Origin of the sequence: Bacillus cereus group sp. MG16 (genome assembly GCF_040459875.1) — a bacterium.
GTDB lineage: Bacteria > Bacillota > Bacilli > Bacillales > Bacillaceae_G > Bacillus_A > Bacillus_A paranthracis.
Map to the genome: position 1 here is coordinate 556,817 of NZ_JARVHE010000001.1, position 25,242 is coordinate 582,058.

Below are 25,242 nucleotides of genomic sequence, written 5' to 3' on the forward strand. Positions count from 1 at the left end.
CAATTTTGATTTTTACGTATAAATAATGAACGGAGGAAATAAATTTATGGCTACTTTACCAAATTGTCCAAAATGTAATTCAGAATATACGTATGAGAGGATGGCGTTCTTTTCGTATGTCCAGAATGTGCTCATGAGTGGGGCCAAGAAGCAGAAGCTGAAAATAATGATGGTGCAAAAGTTGTAAAAGATGCGAACGGAAACGTTCTTCAAGACGGCGATGCTGTTACTGTCATTAAAGATTTAAAAGTAAAAGGAACTTCTTCAGTTGTGAAGATCGGTACGAAAGTAAAGAGTATCCGTCTAGTTGATGGCGATCACGATATTGATTGCAAAATCGACGGTTTCGGAGCTATGAAGTTAAAATCACAATTTGTTAAGAAGGCGTAAGTAAATAAAAAGAGGAGGCGTATAGGCCTCCTCTTTTTATTATGTCATTTTTTGTCGGTAAGTCGATATTCCTTGTCGAATCGTCGATATATTTCAAAAATCGTTGATATATTTTGAGTTATGATAGATATATTCGAAAAATCGTCGATATAATTTCACTCACCGAGAAAGGTGCATCATTTACCGAGCAAAAAGCCAGATTACCGTCCACCATAGTCAATATCCTTCAACTGACACCTCTTATTAAAGAATGTTTTATAGCCAAGCTGTAAAAAGATAATAACAGCAAAAGCGGTACTTCCTGAAATACCGAGTATAATTGCGATTTGATATTGAATGGCTGTAAATGGTGATACACCAGATAAGATTTGTCCTGTCATCATGCCTGGTAAGCTTATAATTCCCATTCCGACCATAGAATTGATCGTTGGTAAAATAGCGGAGTCAAAAGCGTCGCGTATGAGCGGGGCAGCGGCCTCTTTCGGTGTTGCACCGAGCATAAGTGCTCCTTCAATTTGACCTCTTTGCGATTTCATATTGTTTAAGAACGTATTTGCACCGAGAGAAACACCTGTCATCGCATTCCCAACTAACATTCCGGTAATCGGAACGATATATTGCGGGGCGTACCACGGATCATGTCCGATAATAACAAAGATAAATAGTAGAAGTGGCCCAATTGATCCGGCTACCATGGAAAGGGCGGCTACTCGTTTTAATTCTTTAGACATTGGGATATTAACTCGTTTATAAATATTAAAAATTGCAAAGGTAGTAATAGAAGTAATAAGAGCAATTGTATAAAATGGATTACTGTTTTCAAATACGTATGTAAGGACATATGCAACGAGTACGAGCTGAATCGTCATACGGAACGTTGCGAGCGCGATTTGTTTTTCGCGAGGTATCCCTTTTAATTTCACGAGCCCGATTAAAATAAGAATGAAAATATATGCAGCGGCAAGTTGCCAAATTTGGAGTTCAATCACGCCCTTCAACTGAGAGCACTTCCTTTCTAGTTGCACCGTTTGCTTTACTAATCTCAATAATATCGTCTGCAATTTCTTCTGGAAGCTGTTGTGAGTGTGTGATGAAGATGACTGTTTTTTTCTTTTCTTTTGCTAGCATAGTGAATTGCTTCATAACGCGTCGTTCTGTATCGCTATCTAACGCCGAAGTTGGTTCATCTAATAAATAGACAGGTGGATCCATAAGTACGATACGTGCAAAAGCAAGTCGTTGTTTTTCGCCACCTGATAATGAATCAGCGTTGTCTTCTAATTTTTTTTCCAAGCTAACAGTCGTTAATGCACTTCGCAAGGCAGCATCATTTGGAAATGGTTTTTCAGAAAGACGAAGTCCCATTAATAGATTGTTTTTAATGGTTCCATCGAAAATAGGTGGCGTTTGCCCAAGCATGACTACGTCACGTCGTAATTGAATAGGGGGATAGCCAGAAATCAATTTTCCGTTATATTCAATTGTTCCAGATGTTGGAGATTGTAGATCATTTAACATACGGAGCAATGTGCTTTTTCCGCTCCCACTCTCGCCGATAATACATGTGATTTTTTCTTTTTGAATCTGTAAATAAGGAATGTGCAGTATATCTTTATATGTAACGTCTTTTAATATAAACATAGATGGCTCCTTTCTGATTCTAGTTCTATCGTATCAAAAAAGAGAAGGTAACGGTTATAAAGAGCAACGTTTTTTCTTCGTCTTGATTTCTATTAATAAGTTAAGTAAACGATCTAATTCTTGGCTGAAAGAAATTACTTTATGATGAGTGAATCCGTACTTTTCAACGAGATAGATCAATTCTTTCTTCTTCGCTTCTATGCGATCATTTAGTTTCGTTACGTTCATAAGTGAAATGAAATGCCTCCTGTAAAAGTATTTACAACACAAAAAATAAGACCGAATGAATTCGGCCTTAAAGGAAATAAAACAACTTATCAATAGCATACACTGTTTATTGGTAGTTTTTAATATGAAAATGAAAAATAAATCATGATTCATATTGAGAAAGATGTGTCTGATAATTATATTTTAACGAATAAGAGAGGCTGCCTAATTAGGAGACAGCCTGTAAAGTATTAACCGTTATGATATTTGTACATCCAGAGGATACCGGATTTTAGTAACCTTGGTACACGTCCCATTAATGGTTGGTTTGCTAGCAAACCAAAGCCATGCTTCTTACCAAGAGAGCCGAGAACACCTTTTAATTTAATGACAGGTAGTTCGTCAGGAAGTGGTTCATTATTCCAACGTTTTAATAATATTTGGACAATTTGTTCCCCTTGACCTTCAGCAAGTTGTGCAGATGGTGCGTGTGGAAGTGCTGCACAATCTCCTACAACATATACGTGCTCGTTATTTGGAATATTGTGATATTTTGTTAAAACAACCCGTCCGCCACCATCTTGTTCAACTGGAAGGTTTCGAACAACTTCATTTGCTTGAATACCAGCTGTCCAGACGATTGCATCACATTCAAGTGGTTCATCGTGGTTGTACACAATATTTGGCTCTACTTTTGTAATGTTAGAGTTTCGTATAATAGTAACTTTATGTTTTACGAACCATTCTTCTACATATCTACTTAATTTCTCTGGATATGGGAATAGAATTCTATCTTTTCGATCAAATAAGTAGATTTTTAAATCAGAACGACTTTCGCGAAGTTCACTTGCGACCTCAACGCCACTTAATCCAGCACCAACGACTGCTACTGTTGCATTTGGTTCTAGACTATTTAATTGTTCATATGTCTTACGTGTTTGTTCAATCGATTGTAGGCTATGTGTATATTCCTTCGCCCCAGGAACGTTATGATATTTATCCTCACAGCCAAGTCCAATAATTAAATCATCATATTGAATTGCTTCGCCGCCATCGAGATGAACAGCTTTTTCTTTAAGATCAATATTTGTTACTGTACCGTATTGAATATTGAGGCGTGGGTGTTCAGGAAACGGTATACGAATATGCGTTTCTGAAATAGTACCCGCAACTAATGCATAATATTCAGTTTTGAAGCAATGATATGGTACTTTGTCGATTAATGTCACTTGTACATCATCCGGAAGTTGGTTGCTTGGAAGTAGCCGTTGCAGAATTCTCATTCCACCGTAGCCGCCACCTAATATTACGAGGTGTTTCATGATGGATTACCCCTTTTCTGTTGAAATATCCCCTAATCATAAAATTTTATATTAATAAAATATTTTGACTTTACTCAATCAAATTATATCGAATTTGTGAACAAATAACAATGCATGAATGAATACTCTGTTGTACAATAAGAAGAAAAGTAGAGTAAACGATCTGCATTATTTAGTTACCATTTCATCGTAAATAGCATGTTATATAGAAGGAATCATCTATTTTGAAGTGAAATAATGAAGTAACTAAATAGTTTAGAAGGTGTAATGAAAACAACAAGAAACAGCTTAGTTTTTTTCTTATAGATGAAGTCAGAAAGTAATTTGTTTTGTAGTACAGGGGGGAGAATTTTGATTAAACCATTAATTGAATTTTGTGTAGGTAACCTTGCAAGTGGTTCACAAGCAGCTTTAGAGAAATTAGAAAAAGATCCGAATTTAGATGTAATGGAGTATGGTTGTTTAGGATATTGTGGCATTTGTTTTGAAGGACCGTTTGCACTTGTAAATGGTGAAGTAGTACAAGGTGCTACAGTAGAAGAACTTGTTAATAATGTATATGAGTATTTGGATGAAAATCCAATGTTTTAAGGTGTTGCAATCGGCAGCACCTTTTTCTTATGAGATAAAATCTTCTTTTGCAGGGAGATAATATTGTATATAAATAAAAAAAGGCCCTTTTAGAAGGGCTTTTTTCTTACACAATTTGCGCAAGACTGGCTCATCGCCAAATGTTGTCAAATATGAGAAACGGGGGACATTCATATTGTGTTCTAAAAGCGTGCATTTTATACTTAACATAACAAATTATTTTTGGAGTGAATACAAATGAGCCAATTTTCTTTTACAAAAATGCATGGTCTTGGCAATAGTTATATATATGTAAATATGTTTGAAGAACAAATTCCTGAAGAAGATTTAGCTCTTGTGGCGGAAAAGGTTTCAAATATTAATACTGGTATTGGAGCAGATGGAATGATTTTAATTTGTCCATCTGACGTAGCGCCGGTGAAAATGCGCATGTTTAATAATGATGGATCAGAAGGAAAGAGCTGTGGTAACGGTTTACGCTGCGTAGCGAAATATGCGTATGAGCATAAACTAGTAGAAGATACAGTTTTCACAATTGAAACGTTAGCTGGCATTGTAACGGCGGAAGTAACGGTAGAAGAAGGGAAAGTTACATTAGCGAAAATCGATATGGGAGCACCTCGTTTAACCCGTGCAGAAATACCGATGCTTGGTGAAGGTGAAACACCATTTATTCGTGAAAACTTCTTATACAATAACCATCGTTATGCATTTACAGCTGTTTCAATGGGAAATCCGCATGCAGTTATTTTTGTTGATGATGTAGAACAAGCACCTCTTACAACACTTGGACCAGTTCTTGAGACACATGAAATGTTCCCAGAACGAGTAAATGTTGAATTCATTGAGATTTTGAATGAGGAAGAGATGAACTTCCGCGTTTGGGAACGTGGATCTGGTGTAACACAAGCTTGCGGAACAGGGGCGTGTGCTGCAGTTGTAGCCTCTATTTTAAATGGAAAAATGGAACGTGGTAAGGAAATTACAGTTCATTTAGCTGGCGGCGATTTAATGATTGCATGGACAGAAGAAGGCAACGTGTTAATGAAAGGACCAGCAGAAGTAATTTGCCGCGGAGTGTATGAGTACAAGATAGAAGCGTAAAGATGTATAATAGAACGAGAACAGAAAGGATGGTGTATTTCATGATTGAAGTTACAGAACAAGCAGCTTTTCAAATTAAAGATATGTTAAAAGATGCTGAAGATGGAGAGAAGTACGTGCGCCTTGCTGTACACGGCGGCGGATGTAGTGGTCTTTCTTACGGCTTAGGATTTGAAGTAGAACCAAAAGAAGACGACACAGTTCTTGAGTTTTTCGGTGTCGAATTTGTTATCGATAAAGAAAGTGCTCCGATTGTTAAAGGAGTAAAAATTGATTATAAACAATCTATGCTTGGCGGCGGATTCACAATCGACAATCCGAACGCAATCGCATCATGCGGATGTGGATCATCTTTCCGTACAGCGACGAATGCCGGTAAGCCAGAAGAGTGCTAAGTTTTTAGTTGAAATAGAGAAAGACCTTTTTAGCGATGGAGTGCAATCGTTAAGGAGGTCTTTTCTTTTGGCGTAAAAGTCCAAAATGAAACTTATGTAAAAAACTTTCGCTCAAAAGTTAGAAAACAATATATAGTCACTTCATCATTTAGAAATTTCTTTTCACATATTGAAAACGAAACTGCTAAAGTAGCTTTAGGTTGTTCAATTCATTCATTGCTAGTTATTTGAGCTTCTTTTAAAGTTCTCTTTTTTCGAGTTATAATTGAGGGGCAGAAAGAGAGGATATATGCTGGAAAATATTTTTGAATTTATATTGAAGTACATTATAGGTCCTATTCTTAGATTTATAAGATACATTGTGATAGATATTATAATAGAATGCATAATAGAAGGTGTAATAAACGGTATAAGGAAATTACGTGATAAAGCCCATGATAAGTGGCGAAAGTGGCGTGAAAGACGTTATTGGCGGTAATCGGTACATAAAAAATTGGCAGTAAAGAGATAGAGGATAAAAAGCCTTAAGGGAGATGATTCATTCATTTCCCTTAAGGCTTTTTATAATGAAGTAGTAGCAGCTCATCCAAATTTAGAATCTGTACTCATGCCAATTGGTGACGGGATGACGGTTTCTAAAGTGAAGAAATAATTATTATCTTACAAAAGTGTAATGTTCATGTCATGTTTTTGAATTTCTTCTTTAAGCTTTGGGCTTTAAGATAACAATATAAGAAAAAACATATGAGGTGAAGGAAATGAAAAGATATATTGCACTGTTTAGTATTTTAGTTGTATTCGCAAGCCTGTTAGTTGGTTGTGATATTAACCGTATGGGGAAAGATCAGTACTATGTTCAAATCACAGCTGATGGAATTGAAAAAAATGAGAAATCTGATAGCGGAGAGCCATACAAATATTTTGAGTATAAATTAAAAGGATTCGATAAAGATGGAAAAGAAAAAGAATTAGAATTCACAGCTCAAAAAAACTTACGTAAAGATGCATTCCTACGCGTATATCATTCAGATAAAAAAGGTGTTTCGGCTTGGGAAGAAGTAAAGAAAGACGAGCTTCCTGCGAAAGTGAAAGAAAAATTAGGTGCAAAATAAGAAAGAAAAAAGGAATTGACGAACAGGGTCAATTCCTTTTTATATTTTCAAAATCATCTTCTGAAATGACTGTAAATCCGTGTCTTTTAAATAAAGCAGTTGTTACCCCGTAACCAGTTTGTTTATTCCCGTTAAATTCTCCCGTGTAAATGGTAGAACTACCACAAGATGGACTACGTTCTTTCAAAATAATATATTCTGGGTGTAAATTTTTGATTTGTTCTAGCGCTTTATAAGCACCGCTCACGAAAGATTCCGTGACATCTTCACCATCTTTTGTCATCACTTTCGCTTTTCCATCCAAAACGTCATCGCCATTCCCGCCAATAATTTCAGCTGAGGGACGAGGCGTTGGCAATCCACCTAATACTTCAGGACAAATGAGGACTGTATCTTCTTTTTGCAGGAGTTCCTCTATTTTTGAAACGAGATTGTCATTTCCATCATACCGACAAGCGATACCACCTAAACAAGCGCTAATTACGATCATATTTTCATCTCCACTAAAAAAATATTAAATAGTACGCCAAATTCCCTTTCTGCCTCTTACTTATAAATGAGGTGATAAAAATGGGAAGCTTATATAACTTAATGAAACCATATAGTGAATTTCGAAATAAAGAAGAATTTAATACATATCAAAAACAAGCTTTGAAATATTATCGATTTCAATTAAATAAAACGGATGCTACCATTATTCATTTTTTAGGAAAGTATGCAGTGAATGAGAAACAGAAAACAGTAGGAGTTGCTTGTCCGTTAATGGAGACAATTGCTACAAATGTTGGAAAGAGTATTCGTACAGTACGCCGCTCTATTGTAAAGTTAGAGGAATTAGGAATTATAAAGCGTGTCGCAACAAAAGAAAGATATAAGCGCGGCGGGTATAGTGCGAATTTATATGTTTTTCTTATATCTGCAATTGACCGTATGGATGACCGTATGAAAATGTCCGCATGTCAAAGTGAGAATGATGCAGCTGGCTGTAGTAAAAATGAGCAAAAATATACGGGGGAAACAATTCTTTCTAAAAACATTCCACAAATAAAAGAGAAAAGAAAAGGAACGTACGAGCTTGATGAGACGTATTGCCGTCACGATATACCGAAGCCTTTTATATATGCAATTCTGCCGATGACGAGTAATCCGAAGAAGATTAATATATTTTGGAGTAAGGTGGAACTTGCGTATAAAAAGAGTGGGTTACTAGAACAAGGTGTTTTACTGGAGCAAATATTAGCTGATGAAGAAGTGTATGGAAATTTCATTTGGCGAGTAAAGAGTGTTGTGAGAGCGTATAAATACGGAGAAATCCGTAAAAATGTGAAGGCACTTTTATATAGTACAGTGCGGGATTTATTTTTAGAAGTTGGATTAGAATGGGGAGCAGCCGTGAGAAGAAGTAAGGGAATACCGTTATTTGATCCATTTAAAAAGGAGCCATGCGTATAATACATGACTCCAAATAGTTAATCAAACTTTCTTACAACTGGAACGCGAATCGCTACAAATAGTACGAAGACGATGACGGCGATTGCACCGCTCTTCATAACGGTTACGATTGGAATTCCTATTGCAAGCGCGATTGATGTGAATGCATATGAAAGCGGGATAAAGCCCATTGATGATAGCATAAGCAAACTCATTACGCGTCCCATCATTTCTTCTTTTACTGTCGATTGAATCATCGCCATCAGTGGAACGATAGCCATTGCAATTGTAATACCATAAAACATGCCAGCTAATAATGCTTGCCATAGTACAGTGCTAAAGTTGATGGATAAGAAGAAGACACCAGACAGTAGCATCATGATAATGCAAAATAGACCGCGTCTACGATTAATATTTTTTAAACCGACAATGACAGCGCCTATTGCCATGCCGCCGCCTACAGACGCTTCTAAGTAACTAAACTGAAGCGAATCACCGTGCAGAACATTTTTAATGAAAAGCGGGAAACCGACTTGCATCGGACCGATTAAAAATAAGTTTAGAAAGGCGCTACAAATAAGGAAAGTTGAAAGGAATGGAGATTCCTTTACATATAAAATTCCTTCTTTAATAGAAGTGAACATGCTTTTGTCTGTATTTTGCTGCTCTGGCATCGTAAATTGTATTTTTTGAACGAGTATAGCTGCGACAATGAGTAATAAAATTGTAATCGAGAAAATCGTTTCATAGTTCGTAAATTTAATAAGAATGCCGCCAAGTACAGGCCCTAAAATAACCGATGCTTGGTTCGTCATTTGTGTAAGTGAGTTTGCTTGTGTTAAACGGCTTTTTTCGACAAGTTCAGGCAAGATAGATCCATCAGCTGACCAGAAAAAAGCATCAGCAAGTCCAAAGAATAAAGCGAATAAAGCAAATGTATATAGTGTTACATCACCTACGATGAACCATGTAAGGATAGTTGCGACAAGAATAGCACGAACAATATTAGAATAAAACATAATGTTTTTTTTCGGGAATTTATCAGCTACAGCGCCGCCGATAATCATAAAAATAAGCCTTGGAACACTAAGAGCTACGAAAACCACACCGAGTGATGCCTCAAGGTTTAATGTTTTTGCTATGTACCACGTTTGTGAAAAAGTAAAAAAGGCTAAAGCGAAACTTGAAAAAAGAGTAGCTGCCCAAAGAAAAAGGAAATTCGTATTTTTTAATAACGGTTTTCCGCTTCCTTCTAAAGCAGATTTATTTTGTTGTAGTTCCTCCATATTGCTTCCTTTCTATGCGACAAATTTAAACTAAAAAACTTGTTAACAATCACTTTATCCCGCGTTAACGGGCAGTAAAACTCCCACCTCAAAATTTGGCTCGAGCAAAGAAGTTAGGTGGGAGACTAACTGCCCGTAAACGTCCGATTGGTTCAACTAATACTCAGTGGTGGGGGATGAATCCCCCCCCACCACTGAGTATAGTTTCACTTTATACAGTTTCTAATATTTCTATACTGCACTTTCTCATTGTAGACAATTATGTTGGATTTGCACAGTGGCTATTTAACGACAAAAAAGAAGATACCATTTGGTATCTTCTTTTTTGTCGTTTAGGCTAATGCAATATAAATATCCAATTGTACGTTAGTTGGATCTAACGCTCTTTCATCATAAAGCTCAAAGTCTGTTGTAAAAGCACGTTTGTTTTCCTTTGACCATTTCCAAATATATTCCCAAGCCTCGCAAACGACTTCAGCAATTGGTCCCTTTCTCGTTGTAAATACCGCATACGTAGCGGCAGGTATTGTTAAAGTTGTCATATTTTCAGGAACGTCTTCTAATGAAGAAACGGGCATGCCAATCGTAAAGGTATATGTACTCGTTTCATCTGATTCGTAGTTTGAGTAAAAAGCGAATGTTTCTTTCGTTTGTTGATTTGGAATGTGGTGCATGATTTGTTCTTGGAAGTACCGGTTCCAAAGCCCGGGAATTTTTCCTTCAGTAGATGCCTCTTTTTCGTTGGTCGTCGTAATCGAAATGCCCATTGCTTGGAAAGCTTCTTTTTTTACGATAATAGGTTCTTTCATTTTAAAATATCCCCCTTATTATATAGAACGTTTGTTCTTGTTTAATATAACATATTTTTACATATAACGGTTACTATTTTTAAAAAATTTCAATGATACATAACAAACTGAAATAAGTAAAAAATGGTAAAATTATCATTGTATGTATAAATAGATTATGGAGTATGTTAAGATTTTTATGTATCCTTTAACTGTTATATAAACCTATACAATTAGATGCTTTTTGCCATATTAAAAAGTAGTAAAGGTTTGTATAAGTATCCGGTATATATATTATTTTTGATAAATTAAAATAGTAATATTTTATGAAGTTAGTATTGTTGAAATAGGGATTTCAATAATGAATCTTCGTAGAGCCGGATTGTTGCGAGTGGATATATATTGTTATGTTTTCGTCTATAAGTAGACGGATAGCAAATATATAGGAAGGAGAAAGGTACAAGATATGAAGAAATCGTTGAAGTGTTTTAATGTCGTAACAATAATCGCACTTCTCCTATCCATCACCTTGCCTTCACCTAGTGCTTTTGCAGAGATACATAAGAAGAGCTGGGATGAGTTACAAGGAAATGATGTGAGAATTAAGGCAGAGCAAGTAAATGCTGAGATATATAGGGGAGAAGTAGCTGAGAGGGAGCACGTATTTCAATATACGATTGAAAATACGGGAGATACACCAATTCAAGAATTGGTACTTAAACAAAATAATGAAAATGAAATTACGTTCCTCTCGCAATCTATGAAAGTAAACGGAGAGAAGTTACCTGAAAATAAAGTAGCGGATTTCTATGTAGAGGAAAAAGATAAGGGAGGAAAGCTTCTTTCTTCTAATCTTAAAATTCGAGATTTAAAATCACACGAAAAAATGACGATGTTAATAAAAGCTAGTCGCACGCAGCATTTTAATAAAGAATACAAACAAAAGATTAGTGTACAAAAAGATCAAGTACAAATAGGGAGCATGTCCTTTGATGTGGAAGGGATTCCCTCTGAAGAAAAGGTAGAAGCTAATGCTGATGATGAGGCTGACAGTCGTAAGAAAGAAGTAGGTCCATCAGCTGATAGTACAACTAAAAAAGTTGATGAAAAGCTAAAAGTATCTGTAGAAGATAAAAATAAATCTACATCAAAAACAGAACTGCCAAAACAACTAGTAGCTGAAGATGAGAAACAGTCAGAAAAAGAGGCAGCAAAGCAGAGTAATGCAGAAGTACAAGCTGCGTCAGAGAATGCTTCAAAGGTTCAAATTCAGGTAGGGGATAAGCAAGGGTTTGGAGATCCGTTGTATTCTACAATTGCTCCTGGAAATTTAGTACAGACTGGTAATGTGACGCTTGGTTTGACCACAGATCACTATGGAAGACAAAGTTTGGGGTATAAGACGAATAAAATGACTGTGGACGTTGATAACGATGATAGTACCTTTAATTCGTCAACAGGAGCTTTTCCTACTATTCCCGCTGGAAGTAAAGTGAAAAAGGCCTACCTATTTTGGACAGCAGCAATGGGGGTACCAGGAAATATTACTGATAGAAAAGTTACTGAGGATCAAGTAAGGCAACCAGTCAAAATGAAAATGGGAAATAAGCAATACGCTGAAGTAAGTGCTGATAGCATACGCAAAGCGGATTATTTACCTTATATTTCTAATTACTCAGGTAGTGGTGCTGGTTATGTCTCATATGCAGATGTAACAAATGTAATTGCACAGCAAGGTATTTCTCAAACGTTGACAGTTGCGAATGTACCACAAATTAAAGATGTAACAGGTGGCGGCTATTACTGGGGCAATTGGAATCTTATATTAGTTTATGAAAACTATAAAGAAACCGTAAAAGATATGAAAATTTGGGAAGGGTTAGTTTCTCAAAAAAGTACAGCTTGGACGGATGTTAGTGTTAATAAAATAAACACACCAAAAGAAGGTGCTTTTAAGGCGAAATTTAGTTATTTTTCATCACAGGGTGATCCAGCTGAGAAAGATGGATATGCATATGATTATGGAGAATATGATTTTGGTGCTGGATATATAAAGATAAAAAATATTAATGGTAAAGACAATGACGCGAATGATTCATCTATGACAGAAGTTCAAGTAGACGGCACGAATGAATTTGTTACAAAAAAATATCCAGGATATAATCCGGATTGGACAAATTCATTTAGTACAGATATTCATACGTACCATTTCGAAGGACCTACTCAAGTGAAAAATGATTTAAAAGAAGCAAAAATGCGTTTTAGAGCAAATGGTGCTACTGGCGATATTTACGTACTAAACAACGCCACATTCGTTACAGAACATAATGCTCCAAACTTACAAGTAGATAAAAAGGCGTTAGATAGTGCCGGAAAAGAAATTAAGGAAGTTAAAGCTGGCGAAGAGATTACGTACAAAATTGAAGTGAAAAATGATACGAAGAACAATCAAGCGCCGGTATCTAATGTAAAAGGCTTTGATAAATTAGATGATCGATTAGAGTATGTCCCGGGATCAATTCAATATGTTACTGGTAGCAATGCAGGACAAAAAACAGATGATGCAAGCGATGATGAAGCAGAGTTTGTAAATAATCAAATTGATTTCCGTATTGGTGAAGGGGCAGATGCTAAAGACGGTGGCGTTTTAAAGCCTGGTGAAAGTGCCGTTCTTACATTTAAGGTGAAAGTGAAAGAATCTATAAAATCAAATACAACAGTAAAAAACGTCGTTGCTGTAAAGGGACAAGATAGTGCCGAGATACAGTATAAGAGTGAAGATGATGCAAATGTTACGGTTACGATTCCAAAAGAGGTTCCTGGAGAAATAGAAGCGAGAAAAATAGCTTCTAATAAATCACCGAAGTTAGGTGATGAGGTAGAGTATCGTATTACATTTAAAAATAAAGTCAAAGATGGACGTCTAGATGTATTGACAATTGAAGACGAGTTACCAGGTAGTCTTGAGTATGTGAAAGATAGTTTGAAAGCAGAAGGTGAAAAACCAGAGCCAGTAGAACTGAAATTTGAAAATGGAAAAATCATTGCAAAGTATCCAGCAATTACGGATATGGAAGAAAGAAGTATTGTTTTTAAAACAAAAGTAAAAGAAACTGCAAAAATTGGTGAAGAAATTGTTAATAAAGCAATTGTTAGTGATAAAACAAATCCACCAAAGAATATAGAAGAAAAGATTACACCACAGCATAAGGCTGGCAAGATTGATGCAAAGAAAAAAGCAACAAATAAGCATCCGAAGCTAGGAGAAGAATTTGAATATCAAATTAGCTTCAACAATACAGTAGAAAATGGAAAACTAGAGGCCGTTACAATAGAAGATGAAATTCCAGCTAACTTGGAATTTGTTCAAGGCAGTGAGAGGGCTGAAGGTGCTGGACCAAGTCCAGTAGAGTTAAAAGTAGAAAATGGTAAGGTAATCGCAAAATATCCAGAAATTACGGATACGAAAGAGCGAAGCATCATTTTTAAAGTGAAAGTAAAAGAAGAAGCAAAAGCAGGAGAAACAATTGTTAATAAAGCAGTTGTGAGCGATCCGAATGGTCAGTCTGAGCATCCAGAAGAAAAGGTTACGCCAGATTATAAAGACGGTAAAGTAGATGTAGATAAAAGTGTAACGAATCAAACACCAAAACTAGGAGAAGAAGTGGAGTACCGCATTACATTTCATAATACGGTAGAAAACGGAAAGCTAGAAAAGGTATTGGTAGAAGATACATTGCCTGCAGGTGTTGAATACGTAAAAGATAGTTTGAAAGCTGAAGGCATCAAACCAGAGCCAGTAGAACTAAAAATGGAAAATGGCAAAGTAATTGCAAAGTATCCAGAAATTACGGATATGGAAAAAAGAAGTATTGTTTTTAAAGTGAAAGTAAAAGATGCGGCGAAAGTAGGGGAGGCGATTGTAAATAAAGCAATTGCAAAAGATCCGAAACATGATCCTGTGGATGCAAAAGTTGTTATTACACCGCAAAGTAAAAAAGGTGAAATTGCTGCTACAAAGGTAGTTAATAATGAAAAGCCAAAGCTAGGAGAAGAAATCGAATATCGAATTAGTTTTCATAATACGGTAGAGAACGGAAAACTAGCAGAGGTGCGAGTAGAAGATACAATTCCAAAAGGTCTTGAATATGTAGAAAATAGTATTAAGGCTGAAGGGGAAGCTCCGGGACCAGTGGAATTAGCAGTTGAAGCTGGGGTAGTTAAAGCTAAGTATATCGATATTACGGATACGAAAGAACGCAGTATTGTCTTTAAAGTAAAAGTGAAGGAAGAAGCAGAAGTAGGCAAAGAAATTGTGAATAAAGCAATTGTTGATGATACGAAACATCAACCAATTGAGCCGGAAGAAAGAATTACTCCACAACATAAAGATGGGATCATTGATGCGACTAAGATAGTAGATAATCCAACACCGAAACTAGGGGAAGAAGTGGAATACCGAATTAGCTTTAAGAATACGGTAGAAAACGGAAAACTAGAAAAGGTAACGATAGAAGATACAATCCCTAACGGTTTAGAGTATGTAAAAGGTAGTGAAAAGGCGGAAGGCGATAAACCAACTCCAGTAAAGTTACATGTGAAAGATGGAAAAGTTATCGCTGAATACGAAAATATTACAGATACGAAAGAAAGAAGTATCGTCTTTAAAGTAAAGGTGAAAGAAGAAGCGGAAGTAGGCAAGGAGATCGTCAATAAGGCAATTGTTGATGATACGAAAGATTCGAAAAAGCCAGAAGCAAAAATTACGCCATTACACAAAGACGGAAAAATGAAAGCAAAGAAAAGCGTAAATAATGAAACGCCGAAGTTAGGAGAAGAAGTAGAATACCGAATTAGCTTTAAAAATACGGTAGAGCATGGAAAACTAGCAGAGGTGAAAATCGAAGATACTTTACCAGAAGGTTTAGAGTATGTAGAAAATAGTTTGAAAGCAGAAGGTGCCGGACCAAATCCAGTAGAGTTGAAAGTGGAAAATGGTAAGGTAATAGCGAAGTATCCAGCAATTACGGATACAGAAGAAAGAAGTATTACTTTTAAAGTAAAAGTAAAAGAAGAAGTAAAAGTCGGTGAGAAAATCGTCAATAAAGCAATTGTTGATGATACGAAACATGATCCAATTAACCCAAAAGCAGAAATTACTCCTCAGTATAAAGATGGGAAAATTGAAGCGGAAAAGGTTGTAAATAATCCATCACCGAAGTTAGAAGAAGAAGTAGAATACCGAATTAGCTTTAAGAATACGGTAGAGCATGGAAAGCTAGCGGAGGTAATAATAGAAGATGATTTACCAAATGGATTAGAGTACGTGAAAGGTAGTTTACAAGCGGAAGGTTCTAAGCCGAATCCGGTGGAATTGAAGTTTGAAAACGGTAAGGTACTGGCGAAGTATCCAGAGATTACGGATACAAAAGAGAGAAGTATTACCTTTAAAGTGAAAGTAAAAGGTAACGTGAGCGATACAATTGTCAATGAAGCAATTGTGAGCGACACGAAACATCCGCCAGAGACACCGAAAGCAGAAATTATTCCGCAGCATAAAGACGGAAAACTTGAAGCGAAAAAAGTAGTAAATAATCTATTGCCGAAGTTAGGAGAAGAAGTAGAATACCGAATTAGCTTTAAAAATACGGTAGAAAACGGAAAACTAGCAGAGATAAAAATAGAAGATACTTTACCAGAAGGTGTAGAGTATGTAGAAAACAGTGTGAAAGCAGAAGGTTCTAAGCCGGATCCAGTAGAATTGAAAGTGGAAAATGGTAAGGTACTGGCGAAGTATCCAGAGATTACAGATACAGAAGAAAGAAGTATCACTTTTAAAGTGAAAGTAAAAGATGAAGTGAAAGTCGGTAAAAAAATCGTCAATAAAGCAATTATTGATGATACGAAAAATGAGCCGGAAACACCGACGGCAGAAATTACACCACAGCATAAAGACGGAAAAGTGGAAGCGAAGAAGACGGTAAATAATCCATCACCGAAGTTAGGAGAAGAAATAGAATACCGAATTAGTTTTAAAAATACGGTAGAAAACGGGAAACTAGCAGAGGTGAAAATAGAAGATAATTTACCAAATGGCTTAGAGTATGTGAAAGACAGTGTGAAAGCAGAAGGATCTAAGCCAGAGCCGGTAGAACTGAAAGTGAAAGATGGAAAAGTAATCGCAAAATATCCAGAGATTACGGATATAGAAGAAAGAAGTATCGTCTTTAAAGCGAAAGTAAAAGAAGACTTCAAAGTTGGTGAAGGTATTGTCAATAAAGTAGTTGTTGATGATACGAAAGATCCAAAGACTAGAGAAGTAACGGTTACACCAGAATATAAAGACGGTAAGCTGAAAGCTGAGAAATTTGTAAATAATAAGAAGCCGAAATTAGGAGAAGAAGTAGAATACCGAATTAACTTTAAAAATACGGTAGAAAACGGAAAACTAGTAGAGGTTAAAGTAGAAGATGAAATTCCAGCTGGATTAGAGTATGTGGAGAACAGTGTGAAAGCAGAAGGTTCTAAACCGGATCCAGTAGAACTGAAAGTGGAAAACGGCAAGGTAATGGCAAAGTATCTAGAAATTACGGATACGAAAGAAAGAAGCATTGTCTTTAAAGCGAAAGTAAAAGAAGAGGCAGAAATAGGTAAGGAAATTGTCAATAAGGCAATCGTAGTAGATACAAAAAATGAGCCAGAAGAACCTTATGTGGAAATTACTCCGCAATATAAAGACGGTAAAGTTGTTGCTCAGAAAGTGGCGAATAATCATAAGCCAAAACTAGGAGAAGAAGTAGAATACCGAATTCGTTTTAAAAACACGGTAGAAAACGGGAAACTAGCAGAGGTAAACATAAAGGATACATTACCAAAAGGTTTAGAGTATGTAGAAGGCAGCATCACGGCAGAAGGTTCTAAACCGAAACCAGTAGAACTTAAAGTTGAGAATGGAAAAGTAACAGCAAAGTATCCAGCAATTACAGATACAGAGGAAAGAAGCATTGTCTTTAAAGCGAAGGTAAAAGAAAGCGTAAAAGTGGGAGAAGAAATCGTAAATGAGGCGATTGTGGATGATACAAAGAATGTACCAGAAGAGCCTTATGTACCGATTACACCGCAATATAAAGATGGGAAAATTGAGGCAAGAAAAGAAGTAAGTAATCACGAACCGAAGCTAGGAGAGGAAATCGAATATCGAATTATTTTTAATAATACGGTGAAGGATGGAAAGCTAGCAGAGGTGAAGATAGAAGATGAAATTCCAGCTGGTTTAGAGTTTGTACAAGGCAGTGAAAAGGCGGAAGGTGACGAGCCGAAACCAGTAGAGTTGAAAGTAGAAAATGGCAAGGTAATCGCAACATATTCAGAGATTATTGATACGAAAGAAAGAAGTATTGCTTTTAAAGTAAAGGTGAAAGATTCAGTTGCAATAGGTAAGGGGATTACAAATAAAGCGATTATTCATGTGGATGATCCAAATCACCCTATAATTGAACCGACAGCTAAAATTACACCTCAATATAAAGATGGTAAAGTTAAAGCTGATAAAAAGGTAAGTAAAAAAGATCCAAAGCTGGAAGAAGAAATTGAATACCGCATTTCATTTAGTAATACGGTGAAAGATGGAAAGCTGGCAGAGGTGAAGATAGAAGATGAAATTCCGTCTGGTTTAGAATACGTGAAAGATAGTCTAAAAGCAGAAGGTGATGAGCCGGCGCCAGTAGAGTTGAAAGAAGAAGCTGGTATGGTTACCGCGAAGTATGAAAATATTACTGACACGAAAGAAAGAAGTATTATCTTTAAAGTGAAGGTGAAAGATTCAGTTGAAGTGGACAAAGCAATTGTAAATAAAGCAATTGTTGATGATACAAAAAATCCACCAGAGCGACCAGAAGTAGATATTACACCGCAGCATAAAGACGGTAAAGTTAAAGCCGATAAAAAGGTAAGTAAAAAGGATCCAAAGCTAGGAGAAGAAGTAGAGTATCAAATTCGTTTTAAAAATACGGTAGAAAACGGAAAGCTAGCAGAGGTGAAAATTGAGGATCAATTACCAACTGGTTTAGAGTATGTGAAGGATAGTTTAAAATCAGAAGGTAATGAACCAAATCCAGTAGAGTTAAAAGAAGAAGCTGGGAAAATTACAGCGAAGTATGAGAATATCACTGATACAGCTGAGCGTAGTATTATCTTTAAAGTGAAAGTAACAGAAGTAGCAAAAGTCGGTAAGAAAATCGTGAATACGGCAATTGTGGATGATGATAATCCGAAGAACCCTCCGCAAAAACCAGAAGCGATTATTACGCCGGAGTATAAGGATGGAAAACTAAAAGCTGATAAAACAGTAAATAATCTAGCTCCAAAATTAGGAGAAGAAGTAGAGTATCGAATTACTTTCCGTAACGTAGTAGAGCATGGAAAAGTAGCGAAGGTGAAGATTAAGGATGAATTACCAAATGGCTTAGAGTTTGTGGAAGGTAGTGAAAGAGCCGAGGGAGAGAATCCGAAACCGTTGCATGTGAAAGTGAAAAACGGAATCGTCCTTGCGGAATATCCAGCAATTACGGATACGAAAGAAAGAAGTATCGTCTTTAAAGTGAAAGTGAAAGAAAAAGCTAAAGTAGGCGAAGAGATTGTGAACAAGGCGATTGTGGAAGATACAATAAATCCACCAGAGCAACCGAATATCTCTATTCAGCCTCAATATAAAGATGGTGCATTACAAGCAGAAAAAACAGTAAGTAATCATGAACCGAAGTTAGGAGAAGAAGTAGAATATCGAATTAGCTTTGAAAATACGGTAGAGAACGGAAAACTAACTGAGGTAAAGGTAGAAGATGAAATTCCAGCCGGTTTAGAATACGTACAAGATAGTATAAAGTCTGATGGGCCGGAACCAAATCCAGTGGAACTTAAAGTAGAGAATGGAAAAGTAACAGCAAAGTATTCAGAAATTACGGATACGAAAAAAAGAAGTATCATCTTTAAAGTGAGAGTACAAGAGACGGTACAAGTAGGAAAAGAGATTGTAAATAAGGCGATTGTTGATGATCATAATCCGACGACTCCGCCAGTTGAGTCACTTATACCAATCACACCGCAATATAAAGACGGGAAACTAGAGGCAAGGAAAGAAGTAAGTAATCATAAACCGAAGCTAGGCGAAGAAATTGAATATCGAATTACTTTTAACGGCACAGTAGATGGCGGGAAATTAGTTGATGTGAAAATTGAAGATGAAATTCCAGCCGGTTTAGAATATGTGAAAGATAGTTTGGAGGCTGTAGGTGATAAACCTGCACCAACAGAGCTTAAAGTAGAGAATGGAAAAGTAACAGCAAAGTATCCAGACATCATGGATACGAAAGAAAGAAGTATCATCTTTAAAGTGAAGGTAAAAGAAACAGTAAAGGTTGGAGGGGAAATAACAAATAAAGCGATTATTCATGTGGATGATCCGAACCATCCAGTTATGGAACCGACAGCGACAATAAAGCCAGAATATAAAGATGGTAAGTTAAAAGCAACGAAGACGGTAAGTAATAAAGAGCCGAAGCTAGGAGAAGAAGTAGAATATCGAATTAGCTTTAAAAATACGGTAGAAAATGGAAAAATAGCCGTGGTTAAGGTAGAAGATGAAATTCCAGCCGGTTTAGAATACGTGCAAGACAGCCTTAGATTTGAAGGTGCTGAGCCAAATCCAGTAGAGTTAAAAGTGGAGTTTGGAAAAGTAATCGCGAAATATCTAGACATTGCGGATATGAAAGAACGGAGTATTATTTTTAAAGCGAAGGTAAAAGAAACGGTTAAAATTGGTGAGGATATCGTGAATACGGCGATTGTGGGAGATACAATAAACCAACCAGAAGAACCGATTGTTTCAATAACACCGCAGTATAAAGATGGTATGCTTGAAGCAAAAAAAGAAGTAAGTAATAAAGAACCGAAGCTAGGAGAAGAGGTCGAATACCGAATTAGCTTTAAAAATACGGTAGAAAACGGAAAACTAGCAGAGGTGAAAATTGAGGATCAATTACCAACTGGCTTAGAGTATGTGAAAAATAGCGTAAAAGCCAAAGACGCAATAGAAGTAAAAGTAGAGAATGGAAAGCTAACTGCAAAGTACGAAAATATTATAGATACAAAAGAAAGAAACATTACTTTTAAAGTGAAAGTAAAAGAAAAAGCCGGTGAAGAAATTGTGAATAGAGCGATTGTTGATGATGGAATAAATCAACCGCTTGAACCAACAGTCTCAATTAAGCCGAAAGAGCCAGAAGTGAAACCGGAAGATCCAAAAGAGCCAGAAGTGAAACCGGAAGATCCAAAAGAGCCAAAGGAACCAGAGGTGAAACCAGAAAATCCAGAAGTTAGATTGGAAAAATTAATTAAAGAGCCGCAAGTAAAAGTAGAAAGAGAATTACCGAAAACAGGGGCAGTATCTCCATTGATGATGTCAGTTGGTGCGGGAATTTCATTCTTAGTTGGTGGAGTATTATTCATATTAGGTAGAAGAAGAAAACAATAATTCTTTTTTAGGTCAAAAGCACGATGAGTTCGATCTTGTATCGGATTCATTGTGCTTTTGTTTTTGATATATAAAGAAAAGCTCCTTCCATACATGGAAGGAGCTTTATTTTTGTATATTAAAACATACTAGAGCTATGCATCGGTTGAAGTTTTGCGTTTGGATCGAAGTAAGCTTTTGCATTGTTTACTGCTGTTGGTGCTTCACCGAAGCCGCAAGCAATGAGTTTTACTTTTCCTTCATATGTACAAATGTCACCAGCAGCGTAAATGCCAGGAATATTTGTTTCCATTTTCGAATTCACGAGAATGCTGTTTTTTTGTATATCTAAGCCCCAGTTTTTTATTGGGCCAAGGGAAGAAACGAAGCCGTAGTTTACGATTACATCATCAACATCGATGATAATTTTTTCTTCCGTTTTTACATGCTGAAGAACGACTTGTTCAATTTTGTCATCACCAATGAGTTCTACTGGAACGTATGGTGTGCTTACTTCTGCACGAGAGTTCATTAAGCTTTCTACGCTATGTTCATGCGCACGGAATTTATCACGACGATGAACGATTGTAACTTTGTCGGCGATTGGCTCTAACATCATTGTCCAATCAACAGCTGAATCGCCGCCGCCAAATACTACGACGCGCTTACCAGCAAATTTATTCATATCATCAACGAAATAATGTAAGTTTTTCTTTTCATACTTTGCTGTTCCTTCTAATTCTAAGCGGCGTGGTTGGAAAGCACCATTGCCAGCAGTAATAATTACTGATTTAGAATAGTGAGTTTGCTTATTTGTAACAAGTTTAAATATACCGTCAGCTTGTTTCTCAAGCGTATCAACAGCTTCTTCTAAACAAACGGTTGGATCAAATTTCTTCATTTGCTCTTTTAAGTTATCAACTAATTCTTGTGCACGCACTTTCGGGAATCCGGCTACATCATAAATGTATTTTTCAGGGTAGAGCGCGGATAATTGTCCTCCAAGCTGAGGTAAGCTTTCAATAATTTTTACACTTGCTTGTCTCATACCACCATAAAATGCTGTGAATAGTCCTGTTGGACCACCACCAATAATCGTTATGTCGTAAACTTTTTGATTTTCTGCCACTTTCATTCCCCCTATAGATGGAATTTTGATATTGATTTCATATATTGTTCATATGTACACGAAAATCCTGCAAATGATGACACTTTCAAATAAATGATAGCATATTTGAGTTCATAATACTTCTGAAAACGACTGAATTGTGTGTAAGTTTTCGCATAGATGTTTTTTACATTGTATAAAATATACAGAAAGGAAAATACATGAAAAAAAGGATGAAAAACCCTTGAAAACGCTATGTTATTTTAAAATATTGATAATTCTCCAGACGCTTGAATTCTGGAATAAAACCGACTAATATAGGGAAGTATTATGTTAAATTTCTATGACAAAATTCGTACGATTTTTTGACTGCGTTTTGTTATGATATAGAATGTGATAAATTCCACATTCTTGACAAATAGAGTTTTTAGTACTTGGTATTATTTTTTATTACTATTATATAAAGAAAAGGGTTGTGATTTGGTGAAGACTCCAAAAATCGTAGTTTTAGGTGCAGGTTATGGCGGGATGATTACGACTGTTCGTCTGCAAAAAGCATTATCTGTAAATGAAGCTGAAATTACGTTAGTAAACAACAACAGCTATCACTACCAAGCGACTTGGTTACACGAGAGCGCAGCTGGTACATTACAAGATGAAAAAATCTGTCTAGATATTCAAGACGTTATTGATACAAATAAAGTGAACTTTGTACAAGATACAGTAGTAGAAATTAAAGCTGCTGAAAAACGCATTATCTTAAAAGACGGCGAGTTAGAATATGACTACTTAGTAATCGGTCTTGGTTTCGAATCAGAAACATTCGGAATTACAGGATTAAAAGAGCATGCATTCTCAATCGCTAACATTAATGCAACTCGTCAAATTCGTGAGCATATGGAAGCTAGCTTCGCTAAATATGCAGATGAAAAGCGCGATGAGTTAGTAACAATCGTTGTTGGTGGTGCTGGATTTACTGGTATCGAGTACGTAGGTGAGCTTGCAAACCGTGTTCCTGAACTTTGCAAACAGTACAATGTACCACGTGAAAAAGCACGTATTATCTGTGTAGAAGCTGCTCCAACAGCACTTCCAGGTTTCGATCCAGCATTAGTAGAATACGCTGTGAAACAACTTGAGAAAAAAGGCGTAGAATTCCGCATCGGTACAGCAATTAAAGAAGCAACTGAAGAAGGTATTATCGTTGCAAATGGCGATGATACGGAATTAATTAAGTCTGAAACAGTAGTTTGGGCTGCAGGTGTTCGTGGTAACGGTATTGTGGAAGAGTCTGGCTTTGAAGCAATGCGCGGACGTGTAAAAGTTGATGAGTACATGCACGCTCCAGGATACGAAGATGTATTCATGGTTGGTGACGCAGCGTTAATCATTAACGAAGAAATTAACCGTCCATACCCACCAACAGCACAGATCGCAATTCAACAAGGTTACAACATTGCGCACAACTTAACTGTGTTAGTTCGTGGTAAAGGCGAAATGAAGAAATTCGTATTCGACAATAAAGGATCTGTATGTTCTTTAGGTCATGACGATGCAATGGGCGTTGTTATGGGCAAAAAGTTAACAGGTTGGAAAGCTTCCTTCATGAAGAAAGTTATCGATAACCGTTACCTATTCTTATTAGGTGGACCTTTATTAGTTCTTAAAAAAGGTAAATTAAAGTTCTTTTAATATATAGTAGAGAAAGCAGAAACGGCTAAGAGCTGTTTCTGCTTTTTTCATTTAAAAAATATAGTATAATATATAAAAAGAAAGAATATTCTGTCCGTTCTAATAGAGGAGGGTATGACATCATGGAGAAGCGAGGAAAAGTATGGTTAGCTGTCAGTGGTCTAGTAGCTACAAAAGATGGCAGGTGGTTATTCGTTAAGAAGAAATACAGTGGGTTAAAGGGGAAATGGTCTTTACCGGCTGGTTTTGTAAATGAAGGTGAGACCGTTGATGAAGCTGTGAAACGTGAAGTGTTAGAAGAGACAGGTATTGTCGCTCATGTGAAGGGGATCATTGGTGTTAGATCGGGCGTGATTCGCAATGAGATTAGTGATAATATGATTATTTTCCTTTTGGAGCCTGAAGGGGAAGAGATTATTGTACAGGAGAAGGAATTGTCTGAAGTAGCGTTTCTACATCCAGATACGATTGCGGACGATCCAAATACGTCTGTACTTATTACATATTTGTTAGAAAGACAATCAGAATTACATCTTGAAATGGACAAAACATTAAATCCAGGAGAGCAGTTTGGTTATACAGCCTATCACGTATTTACGGCACATACGAAGGAGAGGGAGAAAGAGTGAGTATACCGGTATTACTTATTTCAATGATGTTATTTTTCATTTTGTTTTTTGGAATTGGATTTTTACTTAATATGATATTGCGAGCGACATGGGTAATGGTTATTGTATATCCGATTGTTTGTATGCTTATTATTAATAAGGCGAGTATGTGGGATTATTTTTCAAAGCCAAAAGAAACATTCTCTTCATTTGGGACAAGTGTATCGCATTTAGGACAAGCAGATGTGTTTATTTTATCTACTGGATTGATTGGTGCTGCTTTAGCGGGAATCGTTATTAAGAAACTTCGGAAAAGCGGATATCAAATGTTTTAATCTCCAATGCAATTGGAGATTATTTTTTTGCATATTCTTTCATCGTATAGGGAATGATTAACGATGAAGGAGTGTGGAATATAAAAATGTTAAAACGATATTGTATTCGCATTATGATGACTTGTTTACTTGCAATTGCATTATGCGTAACATGGAATGCTTTCACAGGAGTTTCTTTATTAGAGATTGTAAAGAAATATGAGGGAACGAGTGCAAAAGAAGTACATGCAGCAGAAGTTAAGAGAAATGTTGCTCCGAGTAAAGAAGTGATAAATGCTTTAGAGCAGGCAAATGACTGGTCTAAATATCGTTCAATTGAAATGACTGCAACAGGTTATACATCGGGAATTGAGTCAACTGGTAAGAGGCCGGGACATCCGGAGTATGGTATTACATATTCAGGTGTTAAGGCGAAACGGGATTTATATTCCACAATCGCAGCGGACCTACGCGTGTTCCCAATTGGAACAATTTTATTCGTACCAGGTTATGGGTATGGTGTAGTAGCTGATAAGGGCGGTGCAATAAAAGGAAACCGTCTTGATTTGTATTATGATACAGTGAAAGATGTTTATAGCCAATGGGGTAAGAAAAAAGTAAATGTGTATATAGTTAAGCTAGGAAATGGTAAGTTGTCAGAAGAAGAGTTAACGATGTTAAATCAAGATGAAACGATGCAAGTGTTTCGTGGTCAATATTTAAAACAAAGATAGTCTAGTGGT

Annotated in this window: 20 protein-coding genes and 1 pseudogene; 13 read left to right on the forward strand and 8 right to left on the reverse strand. The window is 36.4% G+C overall.

The features are described from left to right. The first annotated feature begins 46 nt into the window (after nt 1-46). Nucleotides 47-390 (forward strand): annotated as a pseudogene (phnA, locus tag QCI73_RS02780) (alkylphosphonate utilization operon protein PhnA). Between the two features lie 200 nt (nt 391-590). On the opposite strand, the gene QCI73_RS02785 reads toward phnA, so the two are convergent. From QCI73_RS02785 to QCI73_RS02800, 4 genes are all read right to left on the reverse strand, one after another. Next, the gene (locus QCI73_RS02785) at nt 591-1,388 is read right to left on the reverse strand and encodes an ABC transporter permease (RefSeq protein ID WP_000679250.1); all 798 of its coding nucleotides are present in this window, start codon (nt 1,386-1,388) and stop codon (nt 591-593) included. After that, nucleotides 1,372-2,031 carry an ABC transporter ATP-binding protein gene (locus QCI73_RS02790; RefSeq protein ID WP_353822471.1) on the reverse strand — a complete coding sequence of 220 codons (660 nt, stop codon included), beginning with the start codon at nt 2,029-2,031 and terminating at the stop codon, nt 1,372-1,374. Before QCI73_RS02790 ends, QCI73_RS02785 begins: the two co-directional genes overlap by 17 nt. A gap of 54 nt (nt 2,032-2,085) precedes the next feature. Continuing rightward, a complete protein-coding gene (locus QCI73_RS02795) occupies nt 2,086-2,259 on the reverse strand; it encodes an aspartyl-phosphate phosphatase Spo0E family protein (RefSeq protein ID WP_001103328.1) in 174 nt (57 codons plus the stop codon). A gap of 230 nt (nt 2,260-2,489) precedes the next feature. Next, the gene (locus tag QCI73_RS02800; protein ID WP_327922664.1) at nt 2,490-3,560 is read right to left on the reverse strand and encodes an NAD(P)/FAD-dependent oxidoreductase; all 1,071 of its coding nucleotides are present in this window, start codon (nt 3,558-3,560) and stop codon (nt 2,490-2,492) included. A 351-nt stretch (nt 3,561-3,911) separates the two neighbouring features. Here QCI73_RS02800 and QCI73_RS02805 point away from each other — a divergent pair, with 351 nt between their 5' ends. The 6 genes from QCI73_RS02805 to QCI73_RS02830 all read left to right on the forward strand — a co-directional run bounded on the left by QCI73_RS02805 (nt 3,912) and on the right by QCI73_RS02830 (nt 6,762). Further along, nucleotides 3,912-4,151, forward strand: coding sequence for a YuzB family protein (locus QCI73_RS02805; protein WP_000595026.1), 240 nt, complete (start codon nt 3,912-3,914; stop codon nt 4,149-4,151). A gap of 237 nt (nt 4,152-4,388) precedes the next feature. Beyond that, complete coding sequence (gene dapF, locus QCI73_RS02810; RefSeq protein WP_000077386.1) at nt 4,389-5,255, forward strand: diaminopimelate epimerase; 867 nt, start codon at nt 4,389-4,391, stop codon at nt 5,253-5,255. A 41-nt stretch (nt 5,256-5,296) separates the two neighbouring features. Then, complete coding sequence (locus tag QCI73_RS02815) at nt 5,297-5,650, forward strand: HesB/IscA family protein (protein WP_000573822.1); 354 nt, start codon at nt 5,297-5,299, stop codon at nt 5,648-5,650. A 289-nt stretch (nt 5,651-5,939) separates the two neighbouring features. Continuing rightward, a complete protein-coding gene (locus QCI73_RS02820) occupies nt 5,940-6,128 on the forward strand; it encodes a hypothetical protein (protein WP_353822472.1) in 189 nt (62 codons plus the stop codon). A gap of 66 nt (nt 6,129-6,194) precedes the next feature. Then, nucleotides 6,195-6,302: a methyltransferase gene (locus QCI73_RS02825; protein WP_353824087.1), complete on the forward strand. Its 108-nt coding sequence runs from the start codon at nt 6,195-6,197 to the stop codon at nt 6,300-6,302. Nucleotides 6,303-6,408: 106 nt separating this feature from the next. Next, a complete protein-coding gene (locus tag QCI73_RS02830; protein ID WP_000833137.1) occupies nt 6,409-6,762 on the forward strand; it encodes a YxeA family protein in 354 nt (117 codons plus the stop codon). A 28-nt stretch (nt 6,763-6,790) separates the two neighbouring features. Here the strand turns inward: QCI73_RS02830 and QCI73_RS02835 are convergent, their stop codons facing one another. Beyond that, nucleotides 6,791-7,252, reverse strand: a complete 462-nt coding sequence (locus QCI73_RS02835; protein WP_353822473.1) for a 2-thiouracil desulfurase family protein — start codon at nt 7,250-7,252, stop codon at nt 6,791-6,793. An 80-nt stretch (nt 7,253-7,332) separates the two neighbouring features. Between QCI73_RS02835 and QCI73_RS02840 the strand changes: the two genes are divergently transcribed. Beyond that, entirely contained in the window at nt 7,333-8,214 is an 882-nt protein-coding gene (locus QCI73_RS02840) for a helix-turn-helix domain-containing protein (RefSeq protein WP_353822474.1), read from the forward strand. Nucleotides 8,215-8,231: 17 nt separating this feature from the next. Here the strand turns inward: QCI73_RS02840 and QCI73_RS02845 are convergent, their stop codons facing one another. Continuing rightward, nucleotides 8,232-9,479 carry an MFS transporter gene (locus QCI73_RS02845; protein WP_000391922.1) on the reverse strand — a complete coding sequence of 416 codons (1,248 nt, stop codon included), beginning with the start codon at nt 9,477-9,479 and terminating at the stop codon, nt 8,232-8,234. Nucleotides 9,480-9,811: 332 nt separating this feature from the next. Continuing rightward, entirely contained in the window at nt 9,812-10,288 is a 477-nt protein-coding gene (locus tag QCI73_RS02850) for a GyrI-like domain-containing protein (protein ID WP_353822475.1), read from the reverse strand. Between the two features lie 445 nt (nt 10,289-10,733). Here QCI73_RS02850 and QCI73_RS02855 point away from each other — a divergent pair, with 445 nt between their 5' ends. Then, a complete protein-coding gene (locus QCI73_RS02855) occupies nt 10,734-20,798 on the forward strand; it encodes an isopeptide-forming domain-containing fimbrial protein (RefSeq protein WP_353822476.1) in 10,065 nt (3,354 codons plus the stop codon). 118 nt (nt 20,799-20,916) lie between these two features. On the opposite strand, the gene QCI73_RS02860 is transcribed toward QCI73_RS02855, so the two are convergent. Further along, a complete protein-coding gene (locus QCI73_RS02860; RefSeq protein ID WP_000829779.1) occupies nt 20,917-21,906 on the reverse strand; it encodes an NAD(P)/FAD-dependent oxidoreductase in 990 nt (329 codons plus the stop codon). 462 nt (nt 21,907-22,368) lie between these two features. Between QCI73_RS02860 and QCI73_RS02865 the strand changes: the two genes are divergently transcribed. The 4 genes from QCI73_RS02865 to QCI73_RS02880 all read left to right on the forward strand — a co-directional run bounded on the left by QCI73_RS02865 (nt 22,369) and on the right by QCI73_RS02880 (nt 25,233). Then, entirely contained in the window at nt 22,369-23,577 is a 1,209-nt protein-coding gene (locus QCI73_RS02865; RefSeq protein WP_000856615.1) for an NAD(P)/FAD-dependent oxidoreductase, read from the forward strand. A 122-nt stretch (nt 23,578-23,699) separates the two neighbouring features. Next, nucleotides 23,700-24,206 (forward strand): NUDIX hydrolase, encoded by a 507-nt coding sequence (locus tag QCI73_RS02870; RefSeq protein WP_000415311.1) that lies wholly within the window; start codon nt 23,700-23,702, stop codon nt 24,204-24,206. Further along, nucleotides 24,203-24,520 carry a YuiB family protein gene (locus QCI73_RS02875; protein ID WP_000027014.1) on the forward strand — a complete coding sequence of 106 codons (318 nt, stop codon included), beginning with the start codon at nt 24,203-24,205 and terminating at the stop codon, nt 24,518-24,520. Before QCI73_RS02870 ends, QCI73_RS02875 begins: the two co-directional genes overlap by 4 nt. An 86-nt stretch (nt 24,521-24,606) precedes the next feature. After that, nucleotides 24,607-25,233, forward strand: a complete 627-nt coding sequence (locus QCI73_RS02880; protein WP_014481775.1) for a 3D domain-containing protein — start codon at nt 24,607-24,609, stop codon at nt 25,231-25,233. Nucleotides 25,234-25,242 lie beyond the last annotated feature (9 nt).